Origin of the sequence: Mesorhizobium sp. B2-3-4 (genome assembly GCF_006442315.1) — a bacterium.
Lineage (GTDB): Bacteria > Pseudomonadota > Alphaproteobacteria > Rhizobiales > Rhizobiaceae > Mesorhizobium.
Map to the genome: position 1 here is coordinate 1 of NZ_VFVY01000020.1, position 16,730 is coordinate 16,730.

Sequence of the window (16,730 nt, forward strand, 5' to 3'; positions counted from 1 at the left end):
TCGGACCGGATGGCCATCCGGTCCGAGGCTCAGTCGCTTACATCGCACAAACTCTCTTCCGTGCAGATACAAGGGGCAGCGCTGGCCTCGGATAACTGGTGTCCGGCAAATCGCGCGCGCCGCTGTCGCCGCGCGCGATCGCTCCCTACTCAGCCGCCTCATAGCCGGCGATGCCCTTGATCTCGAGGAAATCCTCCAGACCGTATTCGGCGTATTCGCGGCCATTGCCCGACTGCTTGTAGCCGCCGAAAGGCAGGCCCGCGTCCCAGGTCGGGTAGTTGATGTAGACATTGCCCGAGCGCATGCGCGCCGCGACGTCGCGAGCCTTCTGAAGGTCCTTGGCCTGGATGTAGGAGGCAAGGCCGTAGACGGTGTCGTTGGCCTGCTCTACGGCCTGCTCGACCGTGTCATAGGGCAGGATCGCCAGCACCGGCCCGAAAATCTCCTCGCGCGCGATGCGCATGTCGTGGGTGACGTCGGCGAACACGGTCGGCCTGATATAGTAGCCGCGGTTGAGCTCGGCCGGGCGGCCGGTGCCGCCCGCCACCAGCGTCGCACCTTCGTCGATGCCGCTCTGGATCAGGTCCTGGATCTTGTCGAACTGCACCTGGCTGACGACGGGGCCGAGCTTGGTATCGGCGCCGTCGGCGGGACCGACCACGAATTTTTCGGCCGCCGCCTTGGCGTAACCGGCGGCCTCGTCATGACGCTCGCGCGGCACGAACATGCGCGTCGGCGCGTTGCAGGACTGGCCGCTATTGCCAAAGCAGCCGGCGACGCCCTTGGTCACGGCGGTGGCAAGGTCGACATCCGGGAACAGGATGTTGGCCGACTTGCCGCCCAGTTCCTGGTGCACGCGCTTGACCGTGTCGGCGGCGGCCTTTGCCACCAGGATGCCGGCGCGGGTCGAACCGGTGAACGACATCATGTCGATGTCGGGATGGCTGGACAGCGCCTGGCCGACGCCCGGACCGTCGCCATTGACGAGGTTGAACACGCCCTTCGGCACGCCGGCCTCGTCGATGATCTCGGCGAAGATGATGGCGTCGAGCGGCGCGATTTCCGACGGCTTCAGCACCATGGTGCAGCCGGCGGCGAGCGCGGGACCGACCTTGCAGGTGATCTGGTTCAGCGGCCAGTTCCAGGGCGTGATCAGGCCGACGACGCCGATCGGCTCCTTGACCACGAGATGGTTGCCCTTGACGTGGCGGAATTCGAAATTCTTCAGCGTCTCGGCCATCTTGGTCAGATGCGCCAGCCCGATGCCGACCTGGCTGTCGAGCGCCATCTGGCGCGGCGCGCCCATCTCGCGCGACACGGCGAGCGCCAGGTCCTTGGAGCGCTTCTTGTAGACCTCGATGACGCGGTTCAGGATGTCGAGACGCTCCTCGACCGAAGTGAAGCCGTATGTGTTGAAGGCGCGCTTGGCGGCGGCCACCGCCTTGTCGACATCGGCCTTGGAGCCGAGCGATATCTGCGCGAAGACATCCTCGTTCGACGGATCGACGACATCGAACGTGTTGGGCACAACAGGATCGACCCACGCGCCATCGATATAGAACTGCAGATTGTGTGACATGGTTTTCTCCTTGGGATGCCGCAAAGGCCTTTCCGGCCGTGATATCGGGCTAGAGATAACGATGCACAAACGGCGCTGTCAAACGCAACCCCCGAAGTGGTTGAGCCAGTGCGCCAGTGATTGAGCCAGACGGGTTGGGCCGGCTGGATCAGAACAGGCTAGAGCAGCGTGTGGCCGGCTTCGACCAGAAACCGTTTCGCCGCTTGCTCATCCGTCGCCTTCACCAGCAGATGATCGCCGTCGAAGGTGGACACCAGGAAGATGCCCAGCCCGTTTTCCGACAGCGGCTGGATGACCGACAACACGATTCCGGTTTCATCGAAAGCAAAGGGTCCCTGCAATTTGAAAGCGACCCAGTCGCCGTCGTGCTTGACCGTCCCTGGAACGCGATCCTGCAGGCACGTGATCGAAAGCTCGTCGTCCGTCCTGGTGATGCTGACGAAGCCCGGCCCGTCCGCCCAGCCGGGAATGCCGTCGCCCGCCCCGAGCCTCGAAATCGCGTACGATCCGGCAAGTTGCTTCAATTTGACCCTGGCAGCCATCGTCGTGTCTCCGATCTGCCCGCTATCGCGTCAATTTCTTGCTCATATAGACCGTCGTGCCGCCCATGAACGGCTCCTCCCGGTCGATCGTATAACCATGCCTTTTGTAGAGAAACACATTGGCCTCGAAGGCGCCATTGGTCAGCAGGCGAAGTTCGTTGCGGCCCCCATCGCGCGCCTTGTCCTCGGCCCGGTCGAGCAGCAGCCTGCCGATACCCCTGCCCTGCGCTTCCGGCGCGACACAGACATTCTCGATCCACAGATGATCGTCGGCAAGCATGGTCTCGATCATGCCGACGACACGACCTTCCTCGATGGCGAGGTCGAAGGGATGTTCGGCAACGGCCTTGTCGTAATCGGCGCGCATCGGTAGCGGCTCGCGGCCGATCACCGGCACCCATCTGGCATAGGCTGATCGCACGATATCGCGGATGGCGGCGGCGTCGGCAGGTGCGGCCGGCCGGAAGCGGATGGCATTGTTTGTCATCATAAGACTCCAGGCATGAAAAAACCCGCCGGCGCTTTTTTGCGAGGGCGGGCTGTGGGACACGAAGCGGACCTATGAAGCCGGTCCTCGTCGTCGCGCAATCAGCCTGCCGGCCCGAAAGGGGCCGCGTCGCTTGTTGTCTGTGGGCGCGGGAGCGAACATGGCGGCAGGCTGGCGCAGGAAGATCGATCCGTCAATATGGGCATCAAGCTGCAAGGCGGCAATCGTCGACAATGGTGGGTAGTGTCTCGGTTTGAAATTCCAAAATGAAAAAGGCCGCCTTTTGGAGGGCGGCCCTGCCAGCGGCGGGAGTCGAACCCGCAGTCTATTTAAAGAGATGGGGTTACCATGGCCTTACCATTCGGCCGAACGCCAGCTTGGCCAATCTATCAGACATCGCGCTTTTTGTAAGGGCCGCGCTTTTAGTTCGCTTTGAAATGAGGATGCGCAGCCGATGCGCGCTTATTGAGCTAGTTGGCGCCGTCAAATTTCCAACTGAGGCACTACCCAACGGTGGCTAGACCAGCAACGTCGAGCCGCAGATAGCAAGCCGTACCCAAGTCCGAGACCCGATAGCGTCGCCGCGCGTCAGGTCCTCCTACGATCTCAAACACTTCGGCCGACCGAGGCAATTCCTCATGGAACTGCTCCAGATAATAAAGGGCTGATAGCCAGTCCGACACAGGAAGATGCTCGAAGGGCAGCGAGATGTCCCGATCGTCAAAAACGCGTATTTCCACCATGCCGCCAATATAGCGACCGGGACATCGGCAACAACCCATTCGGACAGCGCCGGTTGGCCTGCCGAGGCCTAGTACTCCTGCGCCGTCGGCCGGAAAAGGATCTCGTTGATGTCGACATCGTCGGGCTGGCTCATGGCGAACACCACCGTCCTGGCGAAGGAATCGGCGGGGATGGCCACCCGATCGTAAAGCGCGCGCACGCCCTGGGCGACATCGGCCTCGGTGACGCTGTCGGGCAGTTCGGTCGCCACCGCGCCAGGCGAGATGATGGTGGTGCGAATGTTGTGGGGCTTCACCTCCTGGCGCAGCCCTTCCGAGATGACACGCACTGCGTGCTTGGTCGCGGCATAGACCGCGCCGCCCGGATTGACCTTGTGGCCTGCCACCGAAGATACGTTGATGATGTGGCCGCGCTTCTGCGTCTTCATGTGCGGCAGCGCCGCGGCGATGCCGTAGAGCACGCCCTTGATGTTGACGTCGATCATGCGGTCCCAGTCCTCGACCTTGCCGCGCTCCAGCGGCGAGTGCGGCATCAGCCCGGCATTGTTGATGACGACGTCGACACGGCCATGAAGCCCGACAGCGTGGTCGACCAGCCGCCGGACATCATCGACCCTGGTCACGTCCGTCTGGACGATTGCGTCCTTGCCGAGCGCAAGCTCCGATGCCAGCGCCTCGAGCCGGTCGAGGCGGCGCGCACCCAGCACCAGCTTGGCGCCTCCTTCCGCCAGCAGCCGAGCGGCCGCCTCGCCCAAGCCGCTGCTGGCGCCGGTGATGACGACGACCTTGTCCCTGATGTTATCGGTCATGGTATTTTTCCTTCGGGTTGCGGCTCAGCGATCGATCCGTGCCGCCTGCTGCGGGGAATAGCGCTCGCCCTGCACGGCAATCGTCGAGACCGCATTTTCGATGTTGGCCAGATCGTCCGTCGTCAGCGCCACAGCGGCGGATTCGATGTTCTCGTCGAGCCGGTTGAGCTTCGTCGTGCCGGGGATCGGCACGATCCAGGGTTTTTGCGCCAGCAGCCAGCCGAGCGCGACCTGGGCCGGGGTCACCTTCTTGCACGCCGCGATCGCGACGATGGCGTCGACCAACGCCTGGTTGGCCTTGCGCGCGTCTTCCGCGAAGCGCGGTACGGTGTTGCGGAAATCGTTGCTGTCGAATTTTGTATCGGCGTCGATGGCGCCAGTGAGGAACCCCTTGCCCAGGGGACTGAAGGGCACGAAGCCGATGCCCAATTCCTCCAGGACGGGCAATATCGCCTCCTCGGGTTCGCGCCACCACAGCGAGTACTCGCTTTGCAGCGCGGCAACGGGCTGCACCGCATGCGCCCGCCGGATGGTGCGCACACCGGCTTCGGAGAGGCGAAATGCTTGACCTTGCCTTGGCTGATCAGGTCCTTCACCGCACCGGCCACCTCCTCGATCGGCACCACCGGATCAACGCGGTGCTGGTAGAGAAGGTCGATGCGGTCCGTCTTCAGCCGCTTGAGCGAAGCCTCGACGACGTCGCGGATGTGTTGCGGCCGGCTGTCCATGCCCTCGTGCCCGGCCGTGCCGGCGATGTCGATGCCGAATTTGGTGGCGATCACCACCTGATCACGGATCGGCTGCAGTGCCTCGCCGACGACCTCCTCATTCTTGAACGGCCCATAGACCTCCGCGGTGTCGAAGAAAGTGATGCCGCGCTCGAATGCCGAGCGGATCAGGCGGACGGCATCCGGCGTCGCCATCGGCTGCCCATAGGATTGGCTGATCCCCATGCAGCCGAGCCCGATGGCCGAGACCTCGAGGCCACTTTGTCCAAGTGTGCGTTTTTGCATTGTCATTGTCCTTTTTTCTCGACGCCGGCCTGTTCGAAGACCTTGCGGGCAACGCCGATCGCCGTGCTTGCGGCAGGCCATCCGGCGTAGAAGGCGAGATGTGTGATGGTCTCGATCAGTTCGTCCGGGGTGACGCCGTTTTCCAGCGCCCGCTTGATGTGGAACGGCATCTCGTTGATCCGGTAGCCCGAGATCAGGCTCGCAACGGTGACGAGGCTGCGGTCGCGCGGCGACAGGCCGGGGCGCTTCCAGACATCGCCGAAGAGCACCTCGTCGGTGTATTTTCCGAGCGCCGGCGCGATGTCCGAGAACGGGCTTTTGGGAGCGTTGGTCATGAGAGCTTCCTTCGTTGATGGATGTATCCGGACATGGGGCGGGGTGCCTGCGGGTCAAACGCCATATTGTTCGTCGGTGACCTTCTCCATCCAGTCGACGACCTTGCCGTCGAGCGCTTCGGCGATCGCGATGTGGCTCATCGCCGTGGCCGGCGCCGCGCCATGCCAATGCTTCTCGCCGGGCGCGAACCAGACGATGTCGCCGGGGCGGATCTGTTCGACCGGCCCGCCCTCGCGCTGCACCAGGCCGGCGCCCGACAGGACGATCAGCGTCTGGCCGAGCGGATGCGTGTGCCGGGCTGTGCGTGCGCCGGGTTCGAAGGTGACGGTGGCGCCGCCGACGCGGGCGGGCTCGCTGCCCTTGAAGGGCGCATCGATGCGCACCGTGCCGGTGAAGTATTCGGCCGGCCCCTTCGCCGAGGGTTGCGAGCCGCTTCGCTTGATATCCATGGTTTTTCCCTTCTCGATGCCGGACAGGATGCCACGCCGGTCCGCCTGGCCGCCGACCCCGGGGCATCCAATTGCGATAGCGTCTATCTAGAGCCTCCGATTACAGGCGATTAGATGCTATATCCGGCATGTACTTATGAAGAATGCTCATCAATGCCGCGAGACAATCTGAATGAACTCTCTGCTTTCCTCGCCGTGGCGCGCGAGAAAAGCTTTACCAGGGCAGCAGCACAGCTCGGCGTGTCGCAATCGGCGCTCAGCCACACGGTTCGGGCGCTGGAGGAGCGGCTGGGCGTGCGGCTGCTCACCCGTACCACGCGCAGCGTCTCGCCCACCGAAGCCGGTGAGCGCCTGCTGCTCAGGGTCGGCCCGAGGCTGCACGAGATCGAAACCGAACTCGCCGCGCTGAGCGAGCTGCGCGAAAAGCCGGCCGGCACCATCCGCATCACCGCCGGCGAGCATTCTGCCGACTTAGTGCTGTGGCCGGCCATCGCCCGGCTGCTGCCGGACTATCCCGATATCAGGGTGGAGGTCATCGTCGACTACGGCCTGACCGACATCGTCGCGGAACGCTATGACGCCGGCGTGCGGCTGGGCGAGCAGGTGGCGCACGACATGATCGCGGTGCGCATCGGCCCCGACATGCGCATGGCCGTGGTCGGATCGCCGGCCTATTTCGCGACCCGTCCGAAGCCGCGCGCGCCGCAGGACCTCACCGTGCATAACTGCATCAACCTGCGCCTGCCCACCTATGGCGGCCTCTATGCCTGGGAATTCGAAAAGGCGGGACGCGAGTTGAAGGTGCGCGTCGAGGGCCAGTTGATCTTCAACACGTCGGGGCTGCGCATGAATGCGGTGCTTGCCGGCCTCGGCCTTGCCTATCTTCCGGAGGACCAGGTGGCGGCGCATCTGGCGGATGGCCGGCTGGTGCGGGTGCTGGCCGACTGGTGCCCGCCCTTCCCCGGCTATCACCTCTATTACCCCAGCCGCCGCCAGGCGACGCCCGCCTTCTCGCTGCTGGTCGACGCTTTACGGTATCGGGGCTAGAGCTGGATTGTGCACGCGAGCGTTCTATCTTTCCGGTCGGGCGTTCCAGCAGCGGAGACATCGCCGTGAGCCAAACCGACCTCTATCGCGGCTATATCGACTGCCTCAACAATCAGGATTGGGCGCGGCTGCATCGCTTCGTGCATAACGAGGTGCACTACAACAGTGAGCGGGTCGGCCTGTCGGGCTACCGCGAAATGCTGGAGCGGGATTTCCGCGAAATCCCCGACCTCTATTTCGACGTCCAGCTGCTGATCGCCGAGCCGCCTTTCATCGCCAGCCGCATCCAGTTCAACTGCACGCCCAAGGATACGTTCTTCGGGCTGCCCATCAACGGCAAAAAGGTCTCCTTCAGCGAGAACGTCTTCTATGAATTCCTGGACGACAGGATCAGGAATGTCTGGTCGGTGATCGACAAGGCGGCGATCGAAGCCCAGCTTTGAGGCCCGACCTGTCCTCCTTGCAGTCGGTGGTAATCGTTCGTAAAAATCGATCATTATAACCAAAACAATTCGTTGGAAAGATTGGTTGTGAAATGGCATTTCTCCGGCGTACTCGCCTGGAGAATTGCATTGTCGTCCTTCACCCACATCACGAACGATATTCCGAAAAGCACGATTTCGGCCGATCTCGCCGCCGGCCGCAAGCGCCTCGACTCGGTGTGGAACGGCATCATTCCGGGTGTCGTGCTTGTGGCGATGATCACGGCCGTCGCCTTCTCGGCCCACAATGTCTCCGGCTTCGCCCTGTTCAGCCCCATGATCCTGGCCGTCGTCGCCGGCATGATCTATTCCAATGTGCTGGGCACCCCGGCGCACGCCAAAGCCGGCATCGCCTTCTCGCAGAAGCGTCTTTTGCGTTTCGCCATCGTGCTGCTCGGCTTCCAGCTGACGCTCGGCCAGGTCGTCTCTATCGGCGCCGGCGGCGTCGGCATCGTCGTGGCCACGCTTGGCGCCACCTTCCTGTTCACCATCACGCTCGGCCGGCTGATCGGCGTCGACGCCAAGCTGGCGCAACTGATCGCCGCCGGCACCTCGATCTGCGGCGCCTCGGCCATCGTCGCCACCAACATCGTCACCGACGCGCGCGACGAGGACGTCACCTATGCGGTGGCCTCGATCACGCTGTTCGGCACCGTCGCCATGCTCGGCTTCCCGCTGCTGGCGCCGCTGCTCGGCCTCGACCAGCATGCGTTCGGCCTGTGGGCCGGCGCCTCGATCCACGAGGTGGCGCAGGTCATCGGCGCCGGCTTCCAGAACGGCACCCAGTCCGGCGAGATCGCCACGGTGGCCAAGCTGACGCGCGTTGCCATGCTGGCGCCGATGGTCGTCGCGCTCGGCCTGATGGCGCGCCGCGGCGCAAGCGGCCAGTCCGCGGCACGGCCGCCCATGCCGTGGTTCGTCGCCGCCTTCGTCGCCGTGGTGGCGCTGAACAGCCTCGTCACGATCCCCGCCGAGGTGAAGCAGGCAATCGCCCTCGCCACCACCATCATGCTGACCATGGGACTGGCCGCCATGGGCCTGCAGGCCGACATTTCACAGCTGCGCTCGCGCGGCCTGCGTCCGCTGGCGCTCGCCTTCTGCGCCTTCCTGTTCATCGGCAGCTTCAGCCTGATGCTGGTCAAGCTGATCTGAGACGGGTCGAGCCGATCGCTCATTGGGAATCGAAACCAGATCGGCTAGGGTTCGCCTGTCAGTTCGCGGGCCTTCAACCGATCCATGCCGTTCGTTCCCCTGCCCTTCGTCGTCGCGCTGCTGCTGTTCATCCTGCTCTGGGTCGTCGCCAGGCGCGACGATGAGGCTGCGCCCAACCTGCCGCTTCTCGGCCTGATCCTGCTTGCCGCGCTGCAATCCGTGTTGACCGGGCTGCGCTGGGGCTATGACCTGCGCGAAGTCGGCTATATCGCCCCCGTTTCCGCCGCCATCATGCCTGCGCTGCTCTACGCCGGTGTCTCGAGGCTGGTCCGCCCCAGCGACCGCCCATGGCCGGCCCTGGTGATGCTCCATGCGGTGCCGGCGGCGATCGTCATGCTGCTGGTCATCGTCCGGCGCGACGCCGTCGACATGGCGCTGATCGCCATCGACTTCATCTACGCCGGCGCCATCCTGTGGCTGTTGCGGTCCGGCGCGGATGGGCTTCGCCTGGCGCCTTTCGACGGCGCGGTGCCTGCCTACAGGGCCATCATCGCGGCGGCATCGGCGCTGTGCCTGTCGGCCATGGTCGACATGCTGGTATCCTTCGAAATAGCGTCAGGGCAAGGCGCTCGCGCGGCGATGGTGATCGGCATCGCCAATCTGTTCATCCTCGTCATTGTCGGCGTGGCGGCGGCCGCCGCCAGCCAGAGCCATGTTCCCCGCGCCATCGCCGATCCGATGGACGCTGCATCGCTGCCCGATGCAAGCGAAGACGCCGATACGCTTCGCCGGGTGAACGAGTTGATGCGGGACAAGAAACTCTATGGCGACGCCAATCTGAACCTCAACCGGCTTGCCCGGCGCGCCGGAATTCCGGCGCGGCAGATCTCGGCCGCCATCAACCGGGCGATGGCCAGGAACGTCTCGCAATATGTCAACGAGTACCGCATCGCCGAGGCCTGCCGGCTGCTAGGCGACACCGGCCAGTCCGTCACCGAAATCATGTTCGCCGCCGGCTTCCAGACCAAATCGAACTTCAACCGCGAATTCCGCCGCGTGACCGGCATGAGCCCGCTCGCCTGGCGCGAGAAGAACGCCAGGGCGCCAGCCCTGGCGAACCCTGCGGGCGGCTGAACCGCGGACCGCCTTTCGGTCCTCGATCGCAATCCTGGACGTCCTCGATCGCGATCGAGGTCGCGGGTTTTGCTCCCATCGCCGATATCGCCTCATCGACACCCCAAACGCCGCTGGCCGGAGGCTTCACGGCCCACGGCGATGGCGCATTTTTTCGGCAAACGGAGAACCCGATGAAATTTCGAACCATGCTTTGTGCCGTCATCGCTTCCACGCTTGCGCCGCAACATCAGGCCCATGCCGGCGACGCCGCCGGCGTCCGTCATGTTGCCGCGCCATCGATGGAACGAGGCGGCGATCTCGACGTCACCGTCTGGTATCCGGCCGAGCCGGGCGGCGTGACCGTGACGCTTGGCGACAGCGAACTCTTCACCGGAACGGCCGCCGCGCAGAATGCGCCGATATCCCAGGGCAGGTTCCCGCTCATCCTGCTCTCGCACGGCGCCGGCCTGGCGGGCACGCCGCAGGCGATGAGCTGGATCGCGACGCCCTTGGCCAGGCAAGGCTTCATCGTCGCCGCGCCGACCCATCCGGGCAATGGCGGCAAAAACAGGTCAGCCGCCGAGACGATAAAATTGTGGCTGCGGCCCGCCGACCTCTCGGCAACACTGGACGCGATGGAGAAAGAGCCCTCCTTCCGCGACCACATCGAAGAAGGCAAGGTGGGCGCGCTCGGCCTGTCCATGGGCGGCAGCACCGCACTTGCCATTGCCGGCGCCCGCATCGACCCGAAGCGCCTCGCCGCCTATTGCGACACGGATCTGCTCAATGCCTCGTTGTGCGGCTGGATCAGGCACAGCGGGGTCGACCTCCACGCCCTGGACATGCGGCTTGCCGGCCGCGACAACAGCGACAGGCGCATCCGCTTCGCCATGGCGATCGACCCCGCGCCATCGGATGTCTTCGACGCCGCAAGCCTTGCCGGCATCAGGATCCCGCTCGACATCGTCAATCTCGGCCAGCCGGGAAAAATCCCTGTCACAGCCGACGCTTCCGGCATCGCCAAAGCGATCTCCAATTCCAGCTACTCGACGATCGACGATGCCAGCCACTACAGCATGTTCGGCGTGTGCAAGCCCGGCGCGCCGGCGCTCGTCATATCCGAGGAGATCGGCGATCCGGTCTGCGACGATGGCGGGGGCCGCCCGCGCGACGAAATCCATGCGCAACTGGTCGAGATGACGGCTGCCGCGTTCAATCGCGCGCTGAAGGCAACGCCTTAGGTTCGCAAGGTAGCGCCGTAAGGTGGATGCTGGACCTAGTCTTCGAACGAACTCGCCGCGACATAGATCGCCGCCAGCGCCTCGATGCCGGCCTGGTCGGCCGCGTCGAAGCGGCCGGGCAGCGGGCTGTCGAGGTCGAGCACGCCAAAGACGCCTTCGTCGTCTTCGAGCAGCACCACCAGCTCGGAGCGCGAAGCGGCATCGCAGGCGATATGCCCGGGAAAATCATGCACGTCCTTGATCAGCATCGAGGTGCCGAGCTCGACTGCCGTTCCGCAGACGCCCTTGCCGACGGCGATGCGCACGCAGGCCGGCTTGCCCTGGAACGGGCCGAGCACCAGTTCCTCGTCGGACGCCAGGAAGTAGAAGCCGGCCCAGTTGAGGTCGGGCACCATCTGGAAGATCAGCGCCGAGGTGTTGGCCGCGTTGGCGATGGAATCGCCCTCGCCCTCCAGCAACCCCTTCAGTTGCGCGGCGAGGTCGCGGTAGAAGGCGGCCTTGTCCGACGTGTCGATGGCCTTGGCGGCAAACATGGCTTGTCTCCAAACTGAGAATCGCGGTTCCGTCTCGATCCGTTGCCAAAGCACTGCACCAAACGACCACCGCGCCATACTAGAGCAATTCCAGGAAAAGTGTGAAACGGTTTCCCGGGACAAGCGCGTAGCGCTTGCCCTTGGGAATAGCGTCAAAACAAAGAGTTAGAGCGTGAATTCCGTCCCCCGCGAAAGCCGCAAGATAAGGATCGCCGCCGCCGTCATCGCGGATGCGGCGGGCAGGCTGCTTCTGGTGCGCAAGCGCGGCACCAGCGCCTTCATGCAGCCCGGCGGCAAGATCGAGCCCGGCGAGGCGCCCCTCGCCGCACTGGTGCGCGAGTTGCGCGAGGAACTCGGCCTGGCGGTCGATCCCGCCACGGCATCGTATCTCGGCCTGTTTTCGGCGCCGGCCGCCAACGAGCCGGACGCCATCGTCGAGGCCGAACTGTTCGCGCTGCCGCTGGACGGAGTGCCAGTGGCGGCGGCCGAGATCGAGGAGATGATCTGGCTCGACCGTGCCTCGGCGAACGGCATCGACCTCGCACCGCTGACCCGCGACGTCGTCTCGCGCTGGCATGGGGTGTAGCGGCCGACACGGCGCGATGTCATTTTCAACGCTTTGCGCCCGATCGGCGAGGTCGTGCAAAAATCCTTCGCCGCTGAAATTCAATCTCTAGAAGTATTATTCCGGCCTGCCGTTTTGTGAGGCACGCAAAGCGCCAAATAATTCAAAAAATTGAATTTTACGAGCCGACGACCTATTTATCGGGAAAGTCCAGTTTTACGTTTCCAGACACAAGGGATATTTTCAAGATGGCGGAAGGCAATCAGACGATCATGGAAAAAGCTGAAGCCCGCTTTGCCGACAAGCAGAAGAAGACGGCGGAGCGCAACAGGGCGACCGCCGAATACATGTCCGAGGCGCGGGCCCGGGAAATCAAGACGGCAAGGCTGAGGGCGTTGCGGTTGGCCAAGGAAGAGGCAGACCGCGTTGCGGAAGCGCAGGACCCGGCACCGAAGAAGAAACGCGCGGCGAAGAAGGCCCAGAACTGATCACGGCGAAGCGCGTTGGCGCTTCTCTAGGAACCGCGTCCAAACAACGCCTTGGAGCGGCTCCGCGTTTTTCCTGAAACGGTGAACTGTTCCAACCCTCACGCAGCCACGCTACGGCCTTTCGCTCCAGCCTCGGCCTTGAAAATCCGGAATGTGTTGCGGCCCGCCGCCTTGGCCGCGTAGAGCGCGGTGTCGGCTTGCGCGAACAGATCGCATGGCCGGCCCATCTCCGCGAAGGCAACGCCGATCGAGGCGCCCAATCTGAGCGACTGGCCACGCACCGGAAGCGGCCTGGCCATCGCCTCGATGAGATGGCGCGCCACGCCGGAGACGGCGCCCCGGTCGAGATGCGTCCCGAGCAGTACGGCGAATTCGTCGCCGCCGACCCGCGCCACCAGTTCCGCCTCGCCGCAACCGGCGGCAAGCCGCTCGGCCGCCGCCTTCAGGCACTCGTCACCAATGACGTGGCCGAACGTGTCGTTGACGGCCTTGAAGCCGTCCAGGTCGATCAACAGCAGCGCGCCGAGCGGTCGACCCTCCTGCGCATGCCCGAGCCGTGCCTGGAAACGGGCGCGGTTGGCAAGCCCGGTCATAGCGTCGAATTCGGCCAGGTAGCGCATCTTGTCCGACAGTATCTTTTCCTCGGTGATGTCCTGCTTCATGCCGAAGATGCGCACCGGCGCATCGGCCTCGCACTCGACGGTGGCGGTGATGCGGATCCAGCGTGTGTGGCCGGCCAGCGTGGTGATTTCGGCGTCGAGGGTGAAGCCGCTGCGCTCGGCAATCGCGCGGCTGCGCAAAGTGTCCAGCGCCTTGCGCGATTCGGCCGGATAGCACTTGACGATCTCGGAACGGTCGAGCGCGGAGCCGCGCGGCAGGTCGAACAGGTCGTACACCACGTCGGTCCAGGTCAGCCGCTCGTCGGGCAGGCTGCATTCCCACACGCCGATGCGTGCCGCCGCGGACGCGCGGTCGAAGATCTTGCGGCTATGCGCCAGCGAAACATCCTGCCTCGCGATCAGCGCCGCCTGCGCGGCCAGCTCCGCCTTGAGCCCGGCGATGGTGGCGGCATTTTCGCGCCTCGCCCCGCCGCCCGCCTGCAAGGCCCGCGCCGGACCTTTCGGAGTGTATGAACTATCGGGCATGGCGGAACTCCCAGCGGAGAACCACCATGGCCCGGCAGCCATTAAGACTTCACTGACGACGAAGCCCGCAAAGCCGCAAGCAAGTGAAAATCCCCCGCGACTTTGGCTGAGACCGTCAAGCGGCAAAGCCGGCGCTGCCCTGATCCGCCCGCCCTCATCGCCTGCCGGAACCTCGGCTGGCTTCTTTGCCGGCCAGCGCTTGGCGAAAACGGGAGAGGACATGAGGAAGCGCCGGCATCCGAAAATACATTGGGACGAGTTCGAAACTTGGCACGACTTTGCTCTTGATCGGCCCGACGATCTGGCCTAGCCTGACTTTGAGAAAAGGTTTTTCCATCCATTTCCGATCAGGCTCGGCCGTTGGCCGGGCCTTCTTCCGGCGATTAAGGGAAAACCTTTTCCCAGCTAAGGATCCTCGCCGCGATGGCATCGGACGACCAGGCAGTTCCGGTCTTTCCCAAGCCCGTCACCTTGCGTGACGTGGCGGCGCGGGCCGGCGTCAGCGTTGCCACCGCATCGAAGGCACTCAACGACCAGGGGCGCATGACGGCCGAGACCCGCGAGCGCATCCGCGAGACGGCGCGCAGTCTCGGCTTCCGCCCCAACAGCCTGGCGCAGAGCCTGCTGAGGCGCCGCTCCTTCACCGTCGGCCTGCTCACCAACGATACCTATGGCCGCTTCTCGCTGCCGCTGATGTCGGGAATATCGGACGCGCTGGTCGATGCCGGCGTCTCGGTGTTCCTGTGCAATGTGGAGGAGGATCCGCGGCTCGGCCAGCTGCATGTCGAGGCCATGCTCGACAAGCGCGTCGACGGCATCATCGCCACGGGAAAACGCATCGACCGCCATCTGCCGGTCGATCTCTCCGACCTGCGCGTTCCGGTGATCTACGCCTTTACCCAGCCCGATCCCGACGCGATCGCCTTCGTCTCCGACGACGCCGGCGGCGCGCGGCTGGCGGTGGAGCATTTCTGCCGGCTCGGCCGCAGGCGGATCGCCCATGTCAGCGGGCCGGCAAGCTTTGCCGTGGTGCCGTCGCGGGCGCAGGCCTACCGGGACGTTCTCGAGGAGCACGGCCTGCCCGCCATGGAGCCGCTGCTCGGCTCCTGGTCCGAGGCCTGGGGGCACGAGGCCGTCGCGCGGCTGTTCGACGGCGGCGCGGAAAAGCCGGATGCCGTCTTCTGCGGCAACGACCAGATCGCGCGCGGCGTCATCGATGCGCTGCGCGAACGCGGCCTCGGCGTGCCCAATGATGTCGGCGTCATCGGCTTCGACAATTGGGAGATCGTCGCCGAGGCGACCCGCCCGCCGCTGACCTCGGTCGACATGAACCTGGCAGCGCTAGGCCGCGAGGCCGGGCTGACCCTGCTTTCCCTGGTTGGCGGCAAGCCCGCCGCGCCGGGCATCAGAAAACTGCCGTGCCGGCTGGTGGTGCGTCAGTCCTGCGGCCATCCCATGGACGGCTGAAACGACGCGCCGCGACCGGCGCCAAGCCGCGCATAGCGGCCAACCCTGGAGGAGGAGAACATGAGGAACCTGATTGCCAAACTGGCCATGGCCGCTGCCGTTCTGGGTGGCGGGCTGGGTGCGGCCGCCGCCGAGACCGCCAACATCTGGGTGCGCGCCGACGGCTCGAACTTCATGCCGAGGATCGTCGACGCCTACAACAAGGCGCACAAGGACCAGGTCAAGCTCGACATCATCCCCAATGCCGAGATCATCCCGAAATACGGCGCCGCCGCAGCCGGCGGGACGGCGCCCGACGCGCTGTCGCTCGACCTGATCTACACACCCTCCTTCGCAGCCGCCGGCCAGTTGGAGGACATCACCGATTGGGCGAAGTCGCTGCCCTATTTCGCCAGCCTGTCGCCAGCGCATGTCAAGACCGGCACCTACAAGGACCATATTTACGGCCTGCCCTTCTCGGCCGATGCCTCGGTGCTGATCTGGAACAAGAAGCTGTTCAAGCAGGCCGGCCTCGATCCGGAAAAAGGCCCCGCCAACTGGGCCGAGATCGAAGCCGACGCCGAAAAGGTCAACGCGCTTGGCGGCAACATCAAGGGCTTCTATTTCTCCGGCAATTGCGGCGGCTGCAACATCTTCACCTTCACGCCGCTGATCTGGGCCTCAGGCGGCGACATCCTGTCGGAGGACGGCATGAAAGCGACGCTGGACAGCCCGCAACTGCGCGGCGCCATCGATCTCTACCGCTCCATGGTCAAGAAGGACCTGGTGCCGGCGGGCGCGCAGACCGACACCGGCGCCAACTTCTTCGCCGCCTTCGCCGCCGGCAATATCGGCATTTCGCCCTCCGGCGCCTTCGCCATCGGCGCGCTCAACACGCAATATCCTAATGTCGACTACGGCGTCACCTTCCTGCCGGGCAAGGACGGCAACTGGTCGTCCTTTGCCGGCGGCGACAATTTCGTCGTCACCAAGGGCACCAAGAAGCTCGCCGTGGTGAAGGAGTTCCTCGACTTCGCCTATTCGCTCGAAGGCCAGACGATCCTCGCCAAATACGGCAGCCTGCCGGTGCGCGGCGACATCGCCAAGGACGCACTGAAGGATCTCGATCCGCGCTACCAGATCGCCGCCGAGGCCATGGCCAAGGGCAAGACGCCCTACTCCGTGGTGTTCAACGATCTGATCAACTCCGCCAATGGCCCGTGGACGCAGATGATCAACGAGGTGTTCTTCGGTGACGACGTCGATGGCGCGATCGCCAACGCGCAGGAAACCATGCAGTCGATCATCGACCAGGCGCCGCAGAAGTAGCGCCTGCCCGGCCGCCCGCCTGTCTCCCTGGGCTGGCGGCCGGAACTTCGTATCGCTAACGGTAGGGCTATCGCGTTGAGACAAGACCTCCTCATCCGGCCGCTACGCGGCCACCTTCTCCCCGCTGGGGAGAAGAGGCTGGCGCTCGTGCCGGCTCCCTCCTCTCCCCTCGGGGAGAGGTCGGATTGCCCCGAATTGCTCTTCGCAATTCGGTTGGCAATCCGGGTG

General features: G+C 64.6%; 17 protein-coding genes, 1 tRNA gene and 1 pseudogene. 9 read left to right on the plus strand and 10 right to left on the minus strand.

Annotated elements, in window-relative coordinates; translation table 11 throughout:
* Window positions 1–145: 145 nt before the first annotated feature.
* The 8 genes and pseudogenes from FJ967_RS25410 to FJ967_RS25440 all read right to left on the minus strand — a co-directional run bounded on the left by FJ967_RS25410 (window position 146) and on the right by FJ967_RS25440 (window position 5,958).
* Window positions 146–1,579, minus strand: coding sequence for an aldehyde dehydrogenase family protein (locus tag FJ967_RS25410; RefSeq protein ID WP_140734956.1), 1,434 nt, complete (start codon window positions 1,577–1,579; stop codon window positions 146–148).
* 158 nt (window positions 1,580–1,737) lie between these two features.
* The gene (locus FJ967_RS25415) at window positions 1,738–2,121 is read right to left on the minus strand and encodes an ACT domain-containing protein (protein ID WP_140734958.1); all 384 of its coding nucleotides are present in this window, start codon (window positions 2,119–2,121) and stop codon (window positions 1,738–1,740) included.
* A gap of 22 nt (window positions 2,122–2,143) precedes the next feature.
* A complete protein-coding gene (locus tag FJ967_RS25420; RefSeq protein ID WP_140734960.1) occupies window positions 2,144–2,611 on the minus strand; it encodes a GNAT family N-acetyltransferase in 468 nt (155 codons plus the stop codon).
* A gap of 294 nt (window positions 2,612–2,905) precedes the next feature.
* Window positions 2,906–2,985, minus strand: a tRNA-OTHER gene (locus FJ967_RS33515).
* 434 nt (window positions 2,986–3,419) lie between these two features.
* A complete protein-coding gene (locus tag FJ967_RS25425; RefSeq protein ID WP_140734962.1) occupies window positions 3,420–4,160 on the minus strand; it encodes an SDR family oxidoreductase in 741 nt (246 codons plus the stop codon).
* Between the two features lie 24 nt (window positions 4,161–4,184).
* Window positions 4,185–5,173: pseudogene (locus tag FJ967_RS25430) on the minus strand (aldo/keto reductase).
* Between the two features lie 2 nt (window positions 5,174–5,175).
* Window positions 5,176–5,508 (minus strand): carboxymuconolactone decarboxylase family protein, encoded by a 333-nt coding sequence (locus FJ967_RS25435; protein WP_140734964.1) that lies wholly within the window; start codon window positions 5,506–5,508, stop codon window positions 5,176–5,178.
* A gap of 54 nt (window positions 5,509–5,562) precedes the next feature.
* Entirely contained in the window at window positions 5,563–5,958 is a 396-nt protein-coding gene (locus tag FJ967_RS25440) for a cupin domain-containing protein (protein WP_140734966.1), read from the minus strand.
* Window positions 5,959–6,111: 153 nt separating this feature from the next.
* On the opposite strand from FJ967_RS25440, the gene FJ967_RS25445 reads away from it, so the two are divergent.
* The 5 genes from FJ967_RS25445 to FJ967_RS25465 all read left to right on the plus strand — a co-directional run bounded on the left by FJ967_RS25445 (window position 6,112) and on the right by FJ967_RS25465 (window position 10,996).
* Complete coding sequence (locus tag FJ967_RS25445; protein WP_140734968.1) at window positions 6,112–7,005, plus strand: LysR family transcriptional regulator; 894 nt, start codon at window positions 6,112–6,114, stop codon at window positions 7,003–7,005.
* Between the two features lie 65 nt (window positions 7,006–7,070).
* Window positions 7,071–7,448: an ester cyclase gene (locus tag FJ967_RS25450; protein WP_140734970.1), complete on the plus strand. Its 378-nt coding sequence runs from the start codon at window positions 7,071–7,073 to the stop codon at window positions 7,446–7,448.
* Window positions 7,449–7,577: 129 nt separating this feature from the next.
* On the plus strand, window positions 7,578–8,639 hold the full coding sequence (locus FJ967_RS25455) for a YeiH family protein (RefSeq protein WP_140734972.1): 1,062 nt from the start codon (window positions 7,578–7,580) through the stop codon (window positions 8,637–8,639).
* A gap of 84 nt (window positions 8,640–8,723) precedes the next feature.
* Window positions 8,724–9,773 carry an AraC family transcriptional regulator gene (locus FJ967_RS25460; protein ID WP_140734974.1) on the plus strand — a complete coding sequence of 350 codons (1,050 nt, stop codon included), beginning with the start codon at window positions 8,724–8,726 and terminating at the stop codon, window positions 9,771–9,773.
* A gap of 173 nt (window positions 9,774–9,946) precedes the next feature.
* Complete coding sequence (locus tag FJ967_RS25465) at window positions 9,947–10,996, plus strand: alpha/beta fold hydrolase (RefSeq protein WP_140734976.1); 1,050 nt, start codon at window positions 9,947–9,949, stop codon at window positions 10,994–10,996.
* 35 nt (window positions 10,997–11,031) lie between these two features.
* Here the strand turns inward: FJ967_RS25465 and FJ967_RS25470 are convergent, their stop codons facing one another.
* A complete protein-coding gene (locus tag FJ967_RS25470; RefSeq protein WP_140734978.1) occupies window positions 11,032–11,529 on the minus strand; it encodes a GAF domain-containing protein in 498 nt (165 codons plus the stop codon).
* A gap of 172 nt (window positions 11,530–11,701) precedes the next feature.
* Between FJ967_RS25470 and FJ967_RS25475 the strand changes: the two genes are divergently transcribed.
* Window positions 11,702–12,115, plus strand: coding sequence for an NUDIX domain-containing protein (locus FJ967_RS25475; RefSeq protein WP_140734980.1), 414 nt, complete (start codon window positions 11,702–11,704; stop codon window positions 12,113–12,115).
* A 227-nt stretch (window positions 12,116–12,342) separates the two neighbouring features.
* On the plus strand, window positions 12,343–12,582 hold the full coding sequence (locus FJ967_RS25480) for a hypothetical protein (protein ID WP_140734981.1): 240 nt from the start codon (window positions 12,343–12,345) through the stop codon (window positions 12,580–12,582).
* A 98-nt stretch (window positions 12,583–12,680) separates the two neighbouring features.
* Here FJ967_RS25480 and FJ967_RS25485 read toward each other — a convergent pair whose 3' ends face one another.
* Window positions 12,681–13,727 (minus strand): diguanylate cyclase, encoded by a 1,047-nt coding sequence (locus FJ967_RS25485; protein ID WP_140734983.1) that lies wholly within the window; start codon window positions 13,725–13,727, stop codon window positions 12,681–12,683.
* A 423-nt stretch (window positions 13,728–14,150) separates the two neighbouring features.
* Here FJ967_RS25485 and FJ967_RS25490 point away from each other — a divergent pair, with 423 nt between their 5' ends.
* Both FJ967_RS25490 and FJ967_RS25495 read left to right on the plus strand, forming a co-directional pair.
* A complete protein-coding gene (locus FJ967_RS25490) occupies window positions 14,151–15,194 on the plus strand; it encodes a LacI family DNA-binding transcriptional regulator (RefSeq protein ID WP_140734985.1) in 1,044 nt (347 codons plus the stop codon).
* A gap of 60 nt (window positions 15,195–15,254) precedes the next feature.
* Window positions 15,255–16,502, plus strand: a complete 1,248-nt coding sequence (locus FJ967_RS25495) for a sugar ABC transporter substrate-binding protein (RefSeq protein WP_140734987.1) — start codon at window positions 15,255–15,257, stop codon at window positions 16,500–16,502.
* Window positions 16,503–16,730 lie beyond the last annotated feature (228 nt).

What these genes read in the sequence shown, in the direction of transcription:
- FJ967_RS25425 (WP_140734962.1), bottom strand. Translation starts at nt 4,160, where the DNA reads ATGACCGATAACATCAGGGACAAGGTCGTCGTCATCACCGGCGCCAGC.
- FJ967_RS25465 (WP_140734976.1), top strand. Translation starts at nt 9,947, where the DNA reads ATGAAATTTCGAACCATGCTTTGTGCCGTCATCGCTTCCACGCTTGCG.
- FJ967_RS25495 (WP_140734987.1), top strand. Translation starts at nt 15,255, where the DNA reads ATGAGGAACCTGATTGCCAAACTGGCCATGGCCGCTGCCGTTCTGGGT.
- FJ967_RS25490 (WP_140734985.1), top strand. Translation starts at nt 14,151, where the DNA reads ATGGCATCGGACGACCAGGCAGTTCCGGTCTTTCCCAAGCCCGTCACC.
- FJ967_RS25485 (WP_140734983.1), bottom strand. Translation starts at nt 13,727, where the DNA reads ATGCCCGATAGTTCATACACTCCGAAAGGTCCGGCGCGGGCCTTGCAG.
- FJ967_RS25480 (WP_140734981.1), top strand. Translation starts at nt 12,343, where the DNA reads ATGGCGGAAGGCAATCAGACGATCATGGAAAAAGCTGAAGCCCGCTTT.
- FJ967_RS25435 (WP_140734964.1), bottom strand. Translation starts at nt 5,508, where the DNA reads ATGACCAACGCTCCCAAAAGCCCGTTCTCGGACATCGCGCCGGCGCTC.
- FJ967_RS25410 (WP_140734956.1), bottom strand. Translation starts at nt 1,579, where the DNA reads ATGTCACACAATCTGCAGTTCTATATCGATGGCGCGTGGGTCGATCCT.
- FJ967_RS25415 (WP_140734958.1), bottom strand. Translation starts at nt 2,121, where the DNA reads ATGGCTGCCAGGGTCAAATTGAAGCAACTTGCCGGATCGTACGCGATT.
- FJ967_RS25460 (WP_140734974.1), top strand. Translation starts at nt 8,724, where the DNA reads ATGCCGTTCGTTCCCCTGCCCTTCGTCGTCGCGCTGCTGCTGTTCATC.
- FJ967_RS25445 (WP_140734968.1), top strand. Translation starts at nt 6,112, where the DNA reads ATGCCGCGAGACAATCTGAATGAACTCTCTGCTTTCCTCGCCGTGGCG.
- FJ967_RS25440 (WP_140734966.1), bottom strand. Translation starts at nt 5,958, where the DNA reads ATGGATATCAAGCGAAGCGGCTCGCAACCCTCGGCGAAGGGGCCGGCC.
- FJ967_RS25470 (WP_140734978.1), bottom strand. Translation starts at nt 11,529, where the DNA reads ATGTTTGCCGCCAAGGCCATCGACACGTCGGACAAGGCCGCCTTCTAC.
- FJ967_RS25420 (WP_140734960.1), bottom strand. Translation starts at nt 2,611, where the DNA reads ATGATGACAAACAATGCCATCCGCTTCCGGCCGGCCGCACCTGCCGAC.